Below are 14,725 nucleotides of genomic sequence, written 5' to 3'. Positions count from 1 at the left end.
GGCCGGGGCCACTTTCCGGGTTCGGCGGGCCGGCCTTGGGCCGTCCGGGCGGAAGCATCCGCAGCTGCACGGGCCATCTGCACGGCCGTTTCGACTCCGGTAACTCTGTTGCATCGCCCCGGTGAGCCGATGTGTTAGCGAGCGGCTCGGTACTAGCCCGATCGTGTTACAACGAACTCCCTGAGTGACGAGTCGTTTCAGATAGATACCCATTCGATCCCCCCGTAACGGCCCCAGGGCGGCTACAGTGCCTTCGACGACACCACTTTCGGTCTAAAGCTGGCGCGGCTGAACGGCCGAAGGTCCCGGTGCCGGTCGGGGGGCACGACCGACTCCAGGGAGGTAGTGACGTGGCTACCGTCGGCTTATCTCAGGCCGTTCGATCCACGCCAGCCGGTGCTTTGCCGGCGAGCATGGTTCCGCACCCGCGGGAAGAGCTTTTTTCCGTGCTGGTGGTCGATGACCACCCGCTGTTGAGGGAGGCAATCGCAGCAAGACTCGCACAGATGGGTGCGGGTACCGTCCACGAGGCCGCCACGGTGGCCGAGGCGAGGGCGCGAGCGCAGGCCACTGGGCCATGCGACCTGGCGATCCTCGATCTCGGACTGCCAGATGGCAGCGGCATCGAGCTGGTTACGGAACTCCGTAGCCACGGCTGGCCTCGTGTTGTGGTGCTCGCATCGTCCGACGACCCGTATGCGGTCAGGTCGGCGTTCCAGGCCGGCGCCCAGGCATACCTGCTCAAGTCCGCGTCGCCGGTCGTGGTGACCGACGGCGTGCGCAGGGTCCTGGAAGGCGGCGTGTACGCCGATCCGAGCGTGGCCCCGGTCCTGGCGACCGGCACGCGGGTCGCGGGCACCGACAACACCCCGCGCGAGCTTTCCGCCCGCGAGGTCGAGGTGCTGCAGCTCGTCGCAGACGGGCAGTCCAACAAGGAGATCGGCGAGGAGCTTTCGCTCTCCGCTCTCACCGTCAAGTCGCACCTCTCCCGGATCGGGCGCAAGCTCGGCACGGGTGACCGGGCCCAGATGGTCGCGTTGGCCATGCGAGCCGGTGTGATCCGCTGACGAAGGCGAACGAAGTCCCTGCGGGGCGGGCGGACCAGGCGCGGTACGCCCGTCCCGTAGGGTCGTCAGTCATGGAAAGCAGTGCACAGGCGGACGGCGCCCGGACCGGAGACAACACCACCGAGGCCGCTGGATCACCTGTGCTGCTACGCGAACCCACCGAGGGCACTCCGCCCGTGGTGACCGACGCGGCCGCTCTCGCCGAGGCGTGCGCGCGGCTCGCCGCCGGGACCGGCGCCGTGGCCGTGGACACCGAACGGGCGTCCGGCTACCGCTACTGGCCCAAGGCCTACCTCGTCCAGCTCCGCCGTGAAGGCTCCGGCACGGTGCTGATCGACCCGATCGCCCTCGACGGCGAGCTGGCGCCGCTGCGCGAGGTCCTCAACGACACCGAGTGGGTGCTGCACGCCGCGTCCCAGGACCTGCCGTGCCTGGCCGAGCTGGACCTGCACCCCAAGTCCCTGTTCGACACCGAACTGGCCGGACGGCTGGCGGGCTACGAGCGGGTCGCGCTCGGCACGCTGGTGGAGCTGCTGCTCGGCTACACGCTGGAAAAGGGGCACAGCGCCGCGGACTGGTCGAAGCGGCCGCTGCCGGTGGACTGGCTCAACTACGCCGCCCTCGACGTCGAGCTGCTGAACGAGCTGCGCGAGCGGCTCGAGGTGGAGCTGGAGGCGCAGGGCAAGCTGGAGTGGGCGCGGCAGGAGTTCGAGGCCGTCCGCACCGCCCCGCCGCCCGCGCCGCGCGCCGAGCCGTGGCGCCGGACCTCCGGCGTGCACAAGATTCGCAGCCCGCGTGGCCTGGCCGCCGTGCGTGAGCTGTGGCAGGCCCGCGACGAGCTGGCCCGCAAGCGCGACCGCGCGCCGAGCCGGGTGCTGCCCGACAGCGCGATCATCAACGCCGTGACGGCCGACCCGAAGACCGTCGAAGAGCTGCAGGCCCTGCCCGTGTTCAGCGGCCGGGTGCAGCGCAAGTACACCGCGAGCTGGCTGCGTCACCTGCAGGCGGCGAAGGCGCTGCCGGCGAGTGAGCTGCCGACGGCCGCCCAGTCCAACGACGGCCCGCCGCCGGTCAACCGCTGGGCCGACAAGGACCCGGACGCGGCCGCCCGGCTGTCGGCGGCCCGCGCCGCTCTCGCGGCCATCGCCGAGGAGCGGCGGCTGCCGGTGGAGAACCTGATGCTGCCGGACCTGGTCCGCCGTACCTGCTGGCGCCCGCCGGCCACGCTGTCCGAAGACGTGGTCGCCGAGGCCCTGCGCGCGGGCGGCGCCCGGACATGGCAGGTCGAGCTCACCGCGGCGGCACTGGTCAAGGCCCTGCAGACCGTGGCTTCCTGACTGGCCTTCCGGACGGGCTTCCTGCCCAGATTCCGGACGACTGGACAGTTCCCGGTCATCTTCTCGCCACCCCTGCCCCGGGACCGCCGGACGGCTTAATCTGCCGTGACCAGCCAGCCGGAGGTGGGTCTTGACCGACTTCGTGTCCGACCGACCCGCGGTCCGCTGTTTCCTGAGCTTCACGCACGAGGACGACAACCTCTTCGACGGCTTCATCACGCCGCTCAAGCAGAAGCTGCAGCAGTACTGCGCGGCGGGCCACGGCCGCAAGGTCGACCTGTTCCTGGACCGCGAGACGATCACCTGGGGCCAGGACTGGCGCCGCGGCATCGAGAAGGGCCTCGACGCGGCGACGGTCTTCATCCCCGTCGTGACCATGCACTACTTCCTGGAGAGCCCGTCCTGCCGTGACGAGCTGCTCGCGTTTTACGCCCGCGCGAAGGAACTCGGCCTGACCGACCTGATCCTCCCGTTGATGGTCGCCGGGCACGACTTCCTGACCGGGGACAGCGACGACGCGTGCATCCGCGTCGTCGAGAAGCTGCAGTACGTCGACATCCAGGAGGCCGTGGTCTCGGGGCCGGGGACCGCCGAGTTCCGGCAGATGATCAAGCTGGTCGCGGGCAAGCTGATCAAGGCCGTCGAGGCGGCCGAAAACCGGCTCACCTGGCCCGGCGCGCACGAGTCCGGCGGCGACCGGCGGGACTTCGACCAGCGGATCGAAGAGCTGAGCGGCCTGATCGAGCGGCAGGTCCAGGACTTCGACACGATCCTGGGCGAGATCACCGGCCTGGTGAACGACGGGCGGGCCGAGGCGGCCGGGCGGAGCCGCGAGGGCCGGGCCGCCGAGGCCCAGCGGATCAGGCCGTTGGCGATCAGCGCCCGCCGGACCGGAACCGGCTTCGAGCTGACGGCCGCCCAGGTGGAGGCGGCCGTGCGGGCGTACCTCAGGGACCTGACCGTCCGGGGCAGCGCCGAGGAGGTCGAAGCGGTGCGCGCCGAGTCCGCACAGCTCGCCGAAGTCCTCGACAAGCTGGCGGCGGTCGAGGCCTCGGTCGCTGAATTCCTCGCGGAGACCGAGCAGAACGAGGAGGCCGTCTACGCTCCCCTGCGCGCCGCCCTCGGCCCGCTGCGGCTCGGCGCGCAATCGGTTCAGCTCGGCATCCAGACCCTGCGGCGGCTGCGCGACGTGGAGGTCTAGGCGCGGGCGTTCGAAAAGGGCGTGCGGCCGCCGGCCCGCCCCGGCGAGATTGGTGCGATGGAAACCCTGCCCTGTGGTCACGCCGGACCGGCGCGGACCCGGGCCTGCCCGCACCTCATCACCGACGACCCGCCCTCGCACTACCGGCGGCTGACCGGGCACCGCACCGAGTACCACCTGCGGTGTGAGTCCTGTGTGGACGATCCGGCGGCCTGTCCGGTGGCCGTCTGCGCGCGGTGTGCCGAACGCGCCGACGACTTCAGTTTCTGCGGCCTCAGCCTCGAAGGCTGGCGAGGCAAGGCGGAGGTCCTGTACCGCGACGCGGATCCCGGCGGTAGCTGGTCGTCGAGCGCTTGCCCGGTCGAACCGCTCGGCCTCGCGCCGCTGCCCGGCGGCTGGCTGGCCCTCACCACGGACGGGCTGGTCCGTCTTCCCGACGACGGCGCACCCGAGCCGGTCGGCCCGGTCGAGCTGCCCGAGGAGCCGCCGAACACCTGGGCCGGGCGCACGCGCGGGCCCGCGCTGCACACCTCGCCGAACGGCCGCCACGCCGCCGTGGTCACCGACTTCGGGCGGCACGGCGCGGTCTTCGACCTGGCCACCGGCTCGGTCACGCTGCGGCTCGACCGGGGCGACTACCAAGCCGAAACGGTGCCGTTCCCGCTCGCGTTCCTGGGCAGCGGCCAAGTGGTCGCCGCCACCGCCTGGAACCGGCTCGACGCGTTCGACCCGGCCACCGGACGGCTGCTGACCGACCGCGGCAGTGACTACCACGTCGGCTACTCCCCACGGCGGCCTCGCAGTGACTACTTCCACGGCAGCCTGTCAGCGAACCCGTCCGGCCGCCGGCTCGTCGACGACGGCTGGGTCTGGCAGCCGGCGGGCGTCCCCGCGCTGATCGACGTCGAGGCCTGGCTGGGCGGTGACCACCACGCGGCCCAGCCCGACCAGGCGCTCACCGACCGCGGTTACCTCTGGACCACGCCGATGGCCTGGCTGGACGAGGGCACCTTCGCCCTCCAGCGGGTCGGGCCGGACGACAGGCAGGTCCTCGAGGGCGTGGAGCTGTTCGATGTCCCGAGCGGACGGAGCAAGGGCGTCTTCGCCGGGCCCGCGGGACCGATGTGGGCGTTCGGCGGACGGCTTCACGTACGCGCCGCGGACGGGTTCGAGGTCTGGGAACCGGAGACCGGCGCGCGGACCGCCTTCGTCGCGGGATTCGCGCCCACCGCGGGCGATCCCGTCACCGGGCGGTTCGCCGAGCTGGGCGGCGGACGGCTGCGGGTCTGGGCCGCGCCGGCACCCGCCCGTGTGCCGTAGCCCACTCGACCGGGCCACTCCCCTGGTTACCCGTGGGTAACAAGGGCTACCCTGCGGACAGGATTTCTGTCTACTTCAGGAGCATTCGTGGCCGCACCAGGTACGCCGCCGCTTGCGCCGAACGCGCGAGGGGTACGGAACGTCGTGTTCGTCGAAGGGGTACGGACCCCCTTCGGCAAGGCGGGCGACAAGGGCATGTACGCCGGAACCCGCGCGGACGACCTCGTCGTCAACGCCATCCGAGAGCTGCTGCGGCGGCACCCCGAGCTGCCGCCCGAGCGGGTGGACGAGGTGGCCATCGCCGCGACCACGCAGATCGGCGACCAGGGGCTGACGATCGGGCGCACGGCCGCGCTGCTGGCCGGGCTGCCGAAGTCGGTGCCGGGCTACGCGATCGACCGCATGTGCGCGGGCGCGATGACGGCCGTCACCACCGCCGCGAGCGGGATCGGCTTCGGCGCCTACGACATCGCCATCGCGGGCGGCGTCGAGCACATGGGCCGGCACCCGATGGGCGAGGGCGTGGACCCGAACCCGCGCATCATCGCCGACAAGCTGGTCGACCCGAGCGCGCTGGTGATGGGCCAGACCGCGGAGAACCTGCACGACCGGTTCCCCGGGATCACCAAGGAGCGCACCGACGCCTACGCCGCGCGCAGCCAGGAGCGGTACGCCGAGGCCGTGAAGACCGGCAAGATCGGCCCGGAGCTGGTGCCCGTCGCGACCCGGTCGAAGGAACTCGGCTGGGGTCTCGCGACCGAGGACGAACCGCCGCGCCCGGGCACGACCGTCGAGCAGCTGGCGAAGCTGAAGACGCCGTTCCGCCCGCACGGCCGGGTCACCGCGGGCAACGCCGCGGGCCTCAACGACGGTGCCACCGCGTCGATCCTCGCCGACGAGGAAACCGCCCGCGAGCTGGGACTGCCCGTCGCGATGCGGCTGATCGGCTACTCCTTCGCCGGGGTGGACCCGGAGGTCATGGGCATCGGCCCGGTGCCGGCCACCGAGAAGCTGTTCAAGCGCACCGGCCTGTCGATCGACGACATCGGCCTGTTCGAGATCAACGAGGCGTTCGCGGTGCAGGTGCTCGCGTTCCTCGACCACTTCGGCATCGCCGACGAAGATCCGCGGGTGAACCAGTGGGGCGGCGCGATCGCCTGCGGCCACCCGCTGGCCTCGTCCGGCGTGCGGCTGATGACGCAGCTGGCGCGCCAGTTCGCCGAGCGGCCCGACGTCCGCTACGGCATGACGACGATGTGCATCGGCCTCGGCATGGGCGGCACCGTGATCTGGGAGAACCCGGCGTTCGAGGGGGCGAAGTAATGACGTTCACCGCTGAAGAGGCGAAGGCCGCGTTCCCGGACGAGGTCGTCACCACCGCCGTCACGAACCTGGTGAAGGTGCCGGGGCTGGCGAAGCCGGTCGCGCTCATCACCCTGGACAACGGCCACGACCACACCCGGCCGAGCACGTTCGGCCCGCAGGGCCTGGTGTCGCTGAACGCGGCGCTGGACCAGGCGTTCGCCGCCGAGCCGGCCGCGATCGCCGTCACCGGCAAGCCGTTCATCTTCGCCGTCGGCGCCGACCTGTCCGGCGTCGAGGCCGTGGCGGACCCGAAGCTGGCGCGCGAGATCGCGCAGACCGGCCACGACGTGTTCCGCCGGCTGACCGAGTCGAAGATCCCGACGTTCGGCTTCGTCAACGGCGCGGTGATGGGCGGCGGGCTCGAGCTCGCGCTGTCCTGCCACTACCGGACGCTGTCGGAGAGCACCGCCGCGATCGCGTTCCCGGAGGTCTTCCTCGGCCTGTTCCCGGGCTGGGGCGGCACGCAGCTGCTGCCGAACCTGATCGGGCCGGACGCCGCCGTCACCGTGATCATCGAGAACGCGCTGGCGCAGAACAAGATGCTCAACGTCAAGAAGGCGGCCGAGCTCGGCATCGTCGACGAGGTGTTCGGCTCGGCCGACTACCTCGAGCAGTCGCTGCTGTGGCTGTCGAAGGTCGTGCGCGGCGAAGTCACCCCCGCGCGGCGCGAGATCGACCGCGGCGAGGAGTGGGACAAGGCCGTCGCGCGGGCGAAGTCCATCGTGGACGGTCGCACGCACGGCGCGTCGCCGGGCGCCACCAAGGCGGTCGAGCTGCTGGAGCTGGCCCGGGCCAACGATCTCGACCGCGGTTACGCCGCCGAGACCGACGGGCTCGCCGAGCTGCTCATGTCCGACGAGCTGCGGGCCGGGCTGTACTCGTTCAACCTGGTCAACAAGCGCGCGAAGCGGCCGGCCGGCGCGCCGGACAAGTCCTTGGCGCGCAAGGTGAACAAGGTCGGCATCGTCGGCGCCGGCCTGATGGCCAGCCAGCTGGCGCTGCTGTTCGTGCGCCGCCTCAAGGTGCCGGTGGTGCTCACCGACGTCGACCAGGCGCGCGTGGACAAGGGCGTGGGCTACGTCCACGACGAGATCGACAAGCTGCTCGACCGGAAGCGTCTGTCCCCGGACGGCGCGAACCGGCTCAAGGCACTGGTCAGCGGCTCGCTCGACAAGGCCGCGTTCGCCGACGCGGACTTCGTGATCGAGGCGGTGTTCGAAGAGCTGGGCGTGAAACAGCAGGTGTTCGCCGAGCTGGAGCAGCACGTTTCGCCCGAGGCGATCCTGGCGACGAACACCTCGTCGCTGTCGATCAGCGCGATGGCGTCGAAGCTGCAGCACCCGGAGCGTGTGGTCGGCTTCCACTTCTTCAACCCGGTGGCCGTGCTGCCGCTGCTGGAGATCGTGCGCGGCGAGAAGACCGACGACGCGGCGCTGGCGACCGCGTTCTCGGTCGGCAAGCAGCTGAAGAAGTCCAGTGTGCTGGTGAAGGACGCCACCGCGTTCGTGGTCAACCGGCTGCTGCTGCGTTTCCTCGGCGAGGTGCTGGTGGCCGTCGACGAGGGCACGCCCTTCGAGGTCGCCGACTCCGCGCTGGAGCCGCTCGGCCTGCCGATGACGCCGCTGACGCTGATGCAGCTCGTCGGCCCGGCGATCGCCCTGCACGTGGGCGAGACGCTGCACGGCTCGTTCCCGGACCGCTTCACCGTGAGCGAGAACCTGGCCAAGTTCGTGCAGGCGGGCAAGAAGGGCGTCTGGACCTGGGACTCCGCCGGGAACCAGTCGATCGACCCCGAGGTCGCCGAACTGTGGACGCGCGGGGACTCGCCGTCCACCGCCGAGCAGCTGCGCGAGCGCGCGCTGGCGGCGATCGCCGAGGAGATCCGCATCATGCTGGACGAGGGTGTGGTCGCGGAGGCCCAGGACATAGACCTGTGCCTGATCCTGGGTGCGGGCTGGCCGTTCTGGAACGGTGGCATCACGCCGTACCTGGACCGCTCGGGCGTCTCGGAGCGGGTGAACGGCAAGCCGTTCCTCGCGCCGGGGGTCGCGTCGGTGCCGACGGCCTAGCGGTTCACGAAGGCCAGTGGTTCACGAAGGCCTCCCCGCCGGTTCTTCCGGCGGGGAGGCCTTTGCTGTGTCCGTCTCAGTACTCGCCCGCCCTCGGGCAAGCGGGCAAGCGCTTGTCCGGCGGTGCCTTGGCCGACAGTGCGTCGCCGTCGAGGGTCTGGACCTTGGCTGTGCCGGGATACCTCTGCTTCAGCTCGGCGGCGTAAGCCTTCAGCTCGACCCCGGGCACCGGGAGCAGGATCACCGAGGCCGGAAGCGCGTCCGGCCCGACGCTCCGCAGCAGTTCGGGGTTGTCCTTGAAGATCTCCTTGAACAGCGCGTAGGCCTCCGCCTTGGTCTCGACGAAGACGCGGCGTGCCTTCGGGTCGCCGGAAAAGGTCTTCGAGGCCTGGGTCATGGCCTGGTCGGTGTCGAAGGACAGCTCCACCCCGGCGCACACCGTGTGCCCGGCGAGCGGCACGGGGTTCGTGTCCACCGGCAGCGTCGGCAGCGTCGGCGGCGGGGTGCGGACCGCCCCGGCGACCAGGAATGCCGCCCCCGCGCCCGCGGCCAGCGCGAGCACCAGGAACGGGGCGAGCCGGAGCCAGAGGCGTTTCCCCATCCGCGGATCATCACACACCGGCGGTCCCCCGTCACCCGGCCTGGCCTGCTCATGCCATCGGCCGGTCCCCAGCGGAGTTCCCAGCGGAGTCCACAGTGGAGGTTCAGTGGAGGGTTCAGAGGCCGACGACCTGGACCAGCCGTTCCAGCCCGGCGAAGTCCTTGCCGTTGCGGGTCAACAGGGGCAGCCGGTGCGCGGCCGCGGTGGCGGCGATCTGCAGGTCCATCCGGCGCGGGCGGGGATCGCGCCCGTTCCGGCGCACCAGCGCCGCCATCGTGCCGTAGACCTTGGCCGCGGCGGTGTCGAACGCGAGCACCTCGAAGTGGTCGAGCACGGCGTAGAACCGCTCCGTCCGGTCCAGGCGGCGGATCGGGTCATCGACGTCCAGCCCGTAGCCCAGCTCGGCGACCGTCACCGCGCTCACGGCCGGCCGGGCATCGGCGTACGCGCCGAGATCGAGCCATTCGAGGTCGATCACCGTGCAGGTGTCGAGCAGTACCCGCGCCCCCGAGGTCACTGGCTGCCTTCGGTGATCAGCGGGTCGTCTTCGCCGAAGACCTCGTCGGCCGCCTCGCGCTCACGGCGCCACTCGGCGCTGTCCATCGGGGACAGCCGGCCGAAGCTCGCCTGAACCTCGCGCAGCGTCCGGCCCCGGTCGACCTCGCCGACGTGGGGCACCAGGTCGGCGACCGGCTTCCCGTTGCGGGTCACGGTGAAACTCTCGCCTGCTTCGACCCGGCGCATGATCTCCGCGTTGTCATTCCTGAGCTCGCGCTGGCCGATGATGGCTTCCATAGGGCTATTGTAGCGCTTTTTTGGTTATGCGCTACACCTGCGCTACACCCGGCCCCACCGGCAAATGCACCGCCACCGTCAAACCGCCGCCCACCACGGGTTCGGCGACGACCGTGCCGCCGTGGGCCTGGACCGCCGCGCGGACGATGGACAGGCCGAGGCCGGCGCCCGTGCGGGCCGTGCGGGCGACGCCGGCGCGGCGGAACGGCTCGAACAGCTCCGGCACCGCCCCCGGGTCCAGCAGGCCGCCCGAGGAGCGCACGCGCAGCAGCGACCACTGCGGGCCCGGTTGGGTGACCACCTCGAGCCAGCCGCCGTCGACGTTGTGGCGCACGGCGTTCTCCACCAGGTTGCCCGCGATCCGCTCCAGCAGGGCGGGGTCGCCGTACGCCGGGGCGCCGGCGACGCTGAACTCCGCGCGCAGGTTGCGCAGCGCGGCCTCCGAGCGCACCGCCGCCCAGGCCCGCTCGACGAGCACGGCGAGGTCAACCTGCTCGCGCACCGCGAGGCCCGCGCCGTCGGTCCGGGCGAGCAGCAGCAACGAGTTCACCAGCTGCCCGGCGCGGTCGGTGGCGTCGCGGACCACCCCGCCCATGCGGCGCAGCTCGGCCTCGTCGGCCTGCTCGTCGGACAGCGTCACGTCCAGTTCGGTGCGGATCACCGAAAGCGGGGTGCGCAGCTCGTGGCTGGCGTTCGCGACGAAGTGCCGCTGCGCGTCGAACGCCGCCTGCAGCCGGTCGAGCATGTCGTCGAAGGTGCCGGCCAGCTCGGCCAGCTCGTCGCGCGAACGGATGTCGCCGATCCGCTCGCCCATCGACTCCACCGACAGCCGCCGCGCGGTGCCGGTGATCTCGCGCAGCGGCGCCAGCACCCGGGAGGTGAACGTCCAGGCCAGGATCGCGGCCGCGGCCACCACGAAGCAGAACGCCAGCGAGCCGAAGAGCAGCACCCGGTTCACCGCGTGGGTGCGCAGGTGCTCGGCGAGGGTGGACGCGTCGACGTCGACGCCGTCCACGCGCACGATCGTGCCGGGCGGCATGTGCGGCACGGCGGCCACCGCGTCGCCCACGAGCGACCACGCGAGCCACAGCAGCAGCAGGCCCGCCGCGGCCACCAGCACGGTCGCCAGGATCGTGACCCGGGCCCGCAGGCTGCGCGTGCCGGGCAGGTTCACTCGGCGCCGGCCGCCGGATCCGGCACGCGGTACCCCGAGCCCACGACGGTCTCGATGATGCCCGGCTCGCCCAGCTTCTTCCGCAGGGTCATCACGGTGACCCGCACGGTCGTGGTGAACGGGTCGGCGTTCTCGTCCCAGACCCGTTCCAGCAGCTCTTCACTGCTCACCACCGAGCCGGCCGCGGACAGCAGCACCTCGAGCACGCCGAACTCCTTGCGGGTCAGCTCGATCGGCCCGCTGGCGCGGCGCACGGTGCGCTTGGCCGGGTCGAGCTCGACGTCGGCCGCGGTCAGCAGCGGCGGTGCCGCCGGCGTCGCGCGGCGGCCGAGCGCGCGCACCCGCGCCACCAGCTCGGGGAACGCGAAGGGCTTCGCGAGGTAGTCGTCGGCGCCGAGGGACAGCCCGTCCACCCGGTCGGAGACGGAGCTGCTCGCGGTGAGCATGAGCACCCGCGTCAGCTCGCCGGACGCGACGATCTCGCGGCACAGCTCGTCACCGGACATCCCGGGCAGGTCCCGGTCGAGCAGGATCACGTCGTACCGCGTGACGGACGACTTCTCGTGCCCGTCGTCGCCGGTCAGCGCGACGTCCACCGCCATGCCTTCACGGCGCAGCCCGCGGGCGATCGCATCGGCCAAGGGCTCTTCGTCTTCGACTACCAGAACACGCACGACACCACAATCCCACAGTTTCCTGAGAGCACCTGAGAGACCTGAATGGACACTCAGCTCCAGCGCAGCGCGAACCACAGCCGCATGCGGGTTTCGGGGTCGGCCAGGTCGGCGCCCAGCGCCCGCTCGGCCTGCCCGATCCGGTGCCGGACGCTGTTGCGGTGCACGCCGAGCTCGGCCGCGGTGCGGTCCCAGCCGCCGTGGTGGGCGAGCCAGGCGCGCAGCGTCGGGACCAGCTGACGGTCGTGCGCGCGGTCCAGTTCGTGCAACGGGGCCAGCAGGTGCGCGGCGAACGAGCCGGCGACGTCCGGGGCGACGAGCGCGTCGAAGTCCGGCGAATCCGCCACCACCGGGCGTTCCAGCGCCCGCGCCCGGGCGAGCAGCAGCTCGGCCTCCGCGACGGCGCCGGGCAGCAACGCGGCTTCGGTGACGGGCGACCCGGCGACGGCGAGCCAGCCGTGCTCGCGCAGCCCGTCGAGATCGGCCGGCTCGGTGCCCGCGATCGCGAGGAACCGCGGCCCCGGCCGCACCTGCACGAGCGGGGTGTCCAGCCGCGCGCGCAGCCAGTCGTGCCGCCTGGCCAGCTCGTCCGGCCCGCGCCGGTACGCCACCCCCGCGACCAGCCGGCATTCCGCGCCGCCCACCAGCTTCGCCAGCGCGTCCGCACCGTCCTGCCCGAGCAGCAGCCCGGTGGCCGCCGCGCCCAGTTCCGCGGCGTCCGAGCCCGCGCGGCCGACCAGCCCGAGCAGCGAGGCGCCGACGGCGAGGACCGCGCGGTCGCCGCCGTCGAACCGGTGCCGCCGGCCCAGCACCAGCAGGTTCGCGGCCGTGGCCTGCGGGGACACCGGCTGCGCGACGACGTACGTGCCGTCCGGCAGCTCCGTGGTCGCGCTGCGGATGCCGCTGCCCGCGCGCACGGTTTCGAGCAGCTCGCGGACCTCCGGCGGCAGCGGCTGGGGCGTGTTGTGCCCGGCGACCAGGGCGTCGGCCGCGCCGACCAGCGCCACCCAGCCCTGCAGCCGTTCGCCCAGCGCCGTCACCAGCTCGCCGAGGCCGCCGCCCGCCGCGCGCGTCAGCGCCTCACGCGCGACAGCCGCCCGCCGCTGCTCGCGCTGGCCCGCTTCGGCCAGTGCGACGGCCACCGCCCGGCTGATCGCGAGGAACGGCGTCCGCGGCGGCACCACCAGCAGCGGCAGCCCGTGCCGCGCGCACGCGGCGCGCAACGGCTCCGGCAGCGTCTCGTACATCGTGGGCGTGAGGCCGAAACCCAACGCCGTCACGCCCGCGTCGCGCAGCCCGCGGACGTACCGCTCGGCCTGCGGCGGCTCGCGCGGCAGGTTCACCCCCGCGGTGAGCACCAGCTCGGCGCCGAGCAGGTACGGCGCGGGGTCGTCCAGCTCGCTGACGTGCGCCCACCGCACCGGCGCGTCGAGCGCGCCCGGCCGCAGCGTCTCGGGGACGACGTCCAGTGCCAGCTCCGGGTTGCCGACAACGGCCCGTAACGGGACATTCACCTCGGCGGTCGGCAGATCGAGGTTCTGGGTCATTTCATCCTGGCCTTCGAAGATTCCTGGACAGATCGTCCCATGCCGGAGGGATGGCGGGCGAACCTACGGTGACCGGAACACCGGCCGAAGACGAGGAGGACACCGTGGGCGGCGACTACGCGGTGATCGCGCTGTACATCGCGGGCATGATCGGCGTCGGCTGGATCGGCCTGCGGCTGGCGAAGACCAAGTCCGACTACCTGGTGGCGGGCCGGCGCCTGGGCTGGTTCATGTACTCCGGCACGATGTCGGCCGTGGTGCTCGGCGGCGCGTCCACGGTCGGCGGCGTGAAGCTCGGCTACACCTACGGCATCTCCGGCGCGTGGCTGGTGATCGCCATCGGCGCCGGCATCCTGCTGCTGCACGCGGTGTTCGCGCGGCGGCTGGTGAGGCTGCGCGTGTACACCGTCGGCGAGATGCTCGACCTGCGCTACGGCGGCCGCACCAGTGCCGTGTCCGGGGTGGTGATGTGGGGCTACACGCTGATGCTCACGGTCACCTCGACGCTGGCGTTCGCCTCGATCTTCAAGGTGCTGTTCTCGATCCCGAGCTGGGCGGGCATCGCCATCGGCGGCTCGATCGTGGTGCTCTACTCGGTGCTGGGCGGCATGTGGTCGATCACGCTCACCGACATCGCGCAGTTCGTGATCAAGACCATCGGCATCCTGTTCGTGCTGCTGCCGATCGCGATCACGTCGGCGGGCGGCTTCGACGGCATGGCGGCCAAGCTCGACGCGACGTACTTCGAGTTCACCGCCATCGGCGGGCAGACGATCTTCACCTACTTCCTCATCTACACCTTCGGCCTGCTCATCGGCCAGGACATCTGGCAGCGCGTGTTCACCGCGCGCACGCCGAAGGTGGCCACCGGCGGCGGCATCATCTCGGGCGTCTACTGCCTGGTCTACGGCGTCGCCGGCGCACTCATCGGGACCGCGGCGAAGGTGCTGTACCCGGACATCGGGAGCGCGCAGGACGCCTTCGCCACCATCGCCGAGCGGCTGCTGCCCACCGGTGTCCGCGGGCTGGTACTGGCCGCCGCGCTGTCCGCGCTGATGTCCACCTCCAGCGGCGCGCTGATCGCCTGCGCCACCACCACGACGTCGGACCTGCTGCGCAAGGTCGGGCTGAAGGCGGGCGACGTGCTGCGCAACCGGATCACCACGCTGGTGCTGGGCGTCGTCGCGATCGGCATCGCGATGGTCGTGGACGACGTCGTGAACGCCCTCACCATCGCCTACGACATCCTCGTCGGCGGTCTGCTGGTGGCGATCCTCGGCGCGCTGTTCTGGCGGCGTGGCACCCGCCAGGGCGCGTACGCGTCGATGGTCGCCGGGACCGTTTCCGTGGTGGCGTTCATGATCATCGACGGGGTCGCCGCCAACAGCCCGATCTACTGGGGCCTCGGTGCGAGCCTGGTGGTGTACGTGGGCGTCAGCCTCGCGACGCCGCGCACCCCCGAAAGCATCCTGTCGGTCTGGACGCGGCGCCTGAACGGCTCCGCGGCCGACGAGGAGGAGAACGCGGCCGCGGGCACCCCGACGGCCGTCGAAGCCTGAACCCCACACTGGAACC

At 71.9% G+C, this 14,725-nt stretch carries 13 protein-coding genes; 7 read left to right on the top strand and 6 right to left on the bottom strand.

Going from position 1 to position 14,725, the window contains the following annotated elements; translation table 11 throughout:
• Positions 1–350: 350 nt before the first annotated feature.
• From OG943_RS02505 to OG943_RS02480, 6 genes are all read left to right on the top strand, one after another.
• Positions 351–1,067 (top strand): response regulator transcription factor, encoded by a 717-nt coding sequence (locus OG943_RS02505; protein WP_033291604.1) that lies wholly within the window; start codon positions 351–353, stop codon positions 1,065–1,067.
• 71 nt (positions 1,068–1,138) lie between these two features.
• Positions 1,139–2,404 carry a ribonuclease D gene (locus OG943_RS02500; RefSeq protein WP_328608021.1) on the top strand — a complete coding sequence of 422 codons (1,266 nt, stop codon included), beginning with the start codon at positions 1,139–1,141 and terminating at the stop codon, positions 2,402–2,404.
• 130 nt (positions 2,405–2,534) lie between these two features.
• Positions 2,535–3,605: a toll/interleukin-1 receptor domain-containing protein gene (locus tag OG943_RS02495; protein WP_328608020.1), complete on the top strand. Its 1,071-nt coding sequence runs from the start codon at positions 2,535–2,537 to the stop codon at positions 3,603–3,605.
• 57 nt (positions 3,606–3,662) lie between these two features.
• Positions 3,663–4,925 carry a hypothetical protein gene (locus OG943_RS02490; RefSeq protein ID WP_328608019.1) on the top strand — a complete coding sequence of 421 codons (1,263 nt, stop codon included), beginning with the start codon at positions 3,663–3,665 and terminating at the stop codon, positions 4,923–4,925.
• 87 nt (positions 4,926–5,012) lie between these two features.
• Entirely contained in the window at positions 5,013–6,248 is a 1,236-nt protein-coding gene (locus OG943_RS02485; protein WP_328608018.1) for a thiolase family protein, read from the top strand.
• A complete protein-coding gene (locus OG943_RS02480) occupies positions 6,248–8,359 on the top strand; it encodes a 3-hydroxyacyl-CoA dehydrogenase NAD-binding domain-containing protein (protein WP_328608017.1) in 2,112 nt (703 codons plus the stop codon). Before OG943_RS02485 ends, OG943_RS02480 begins: the two co-directional genes overlap by 1 nt.
• Before the next feature lie 76 nt (positions 8,360–8,435).
• On the opposite strand, the gene OG943_RS02475 is transcribed toward OG943_RS02480, so the two are convergent.
• From OG943_RS02475 to OG943_RS02450, 6 genes are all read right to left on the bottom strand, one after another.
• Complete coding sequence (locus tag OG943_RS02475; RefSeq protein WP_328608016.1) at positions 8,436–8,960, bottom strand: permease-like cell division protein FtsX; 525 nt, start codon at positions 8,958–8,960, stop codon at positions 8,436–8,438.
• 115 nt (positions 8,961–9,075) lie between these two features.
• Positions 9,076–9,477, bottom strand: a complete 402-nt coding sequence (locus OG943_RS02470) for a type II toxin-antitoxin system VapC family toxin (RefSeq protein ID WP_328608015.1) — start codon at positions 9,475–9,477, stop codon at positions 9,076–9,078.
• On the bottom strand, positions 9,474–9,755 hold the full coding sequence (locus OG943_RS02465) for a type II toxin-antitoxin system Phd/YefM family antitoxin (RefSeq protein ID WP_328608014.1): 282 nt from the start codon (positions 9,753–9,755) through the stop codon (positions 9,474–9,476). The genes OG943_RS02470 and OG943_RS02465 overlap by 4 nt, the downstream gene beginning before the upstream one ends.
• Positions 9,756–9,786: 31 nt before the next feature.
• Positions 9,787–10,929, bottom strand: a complete 1,143-nt coding sequence (locus tag OG943_RS02460) for a sensor histidine kinase (protein WP_328608013.1) — start codon at positions 10,927–10,929, stop codon at positions 9,787–9,789.
• Positions 10,926–11,603: a response regulator transcription factor gene (locus OG943_RS02455; RefSeq protein ID WP_328608012.1), complete on the bottom strand. Its 678-nt coding sequence runs from the start codon at positions 11,601–11,603 to the stop codon at positions 10,926–10,928. The genes OG943_RS02460 and OG943_RS02455 overlap by 4 nt, the downstream gene beginning before the upstream one ends.
• Before the next feature lie 53 nt (positions 11,604–11,656).
• Positions 11,657–13,150: a PucR family transcriptional regulator gene (locus OG943_RS02450; protein ID WP_328608011.1), complete on the bottom strand. Its 1,494-nt coding sequence runs from the start codon at positions 13,148–13,150 to the stop codon at positions 11,657–11,659.
• A gap of 104 nt (positions 13,151–13,254) precedes the next feature.
• Here OG943_RS02450 and OG943_RS02445 point away from each other — a divergent pair, with 104 nt between their 5' ends.
• On the top strand, positions 13,255–14,709 hold the full coding sequence (locus OG943_RS02445) for a sodium:solute symporter (protein WP_328611977.1): 1,455 nt from the start codon (positions 13,255–13,257) through the stop codon (positions 14,707–14,709).
• The last annotated feature ends 16 nt before the right edge of the window (positions 14,710–14,725 follow it).

The sequence above is a fragment of the Amycolatopsis sp. NBC_00345 genome (assembly GCF_036116635.1).
In the GTDB taxonomy this organism is placed as follows: Bacteria; Actinomycetota; Actinomycetes; order Mycobacteriales; family Pseudonocardiaceae; genus Amycolatopsis.
Note: the sequence above shows the minus strand (reverse complement) of the source record. Positions and strands in the feature narration are given on the sequence as shown.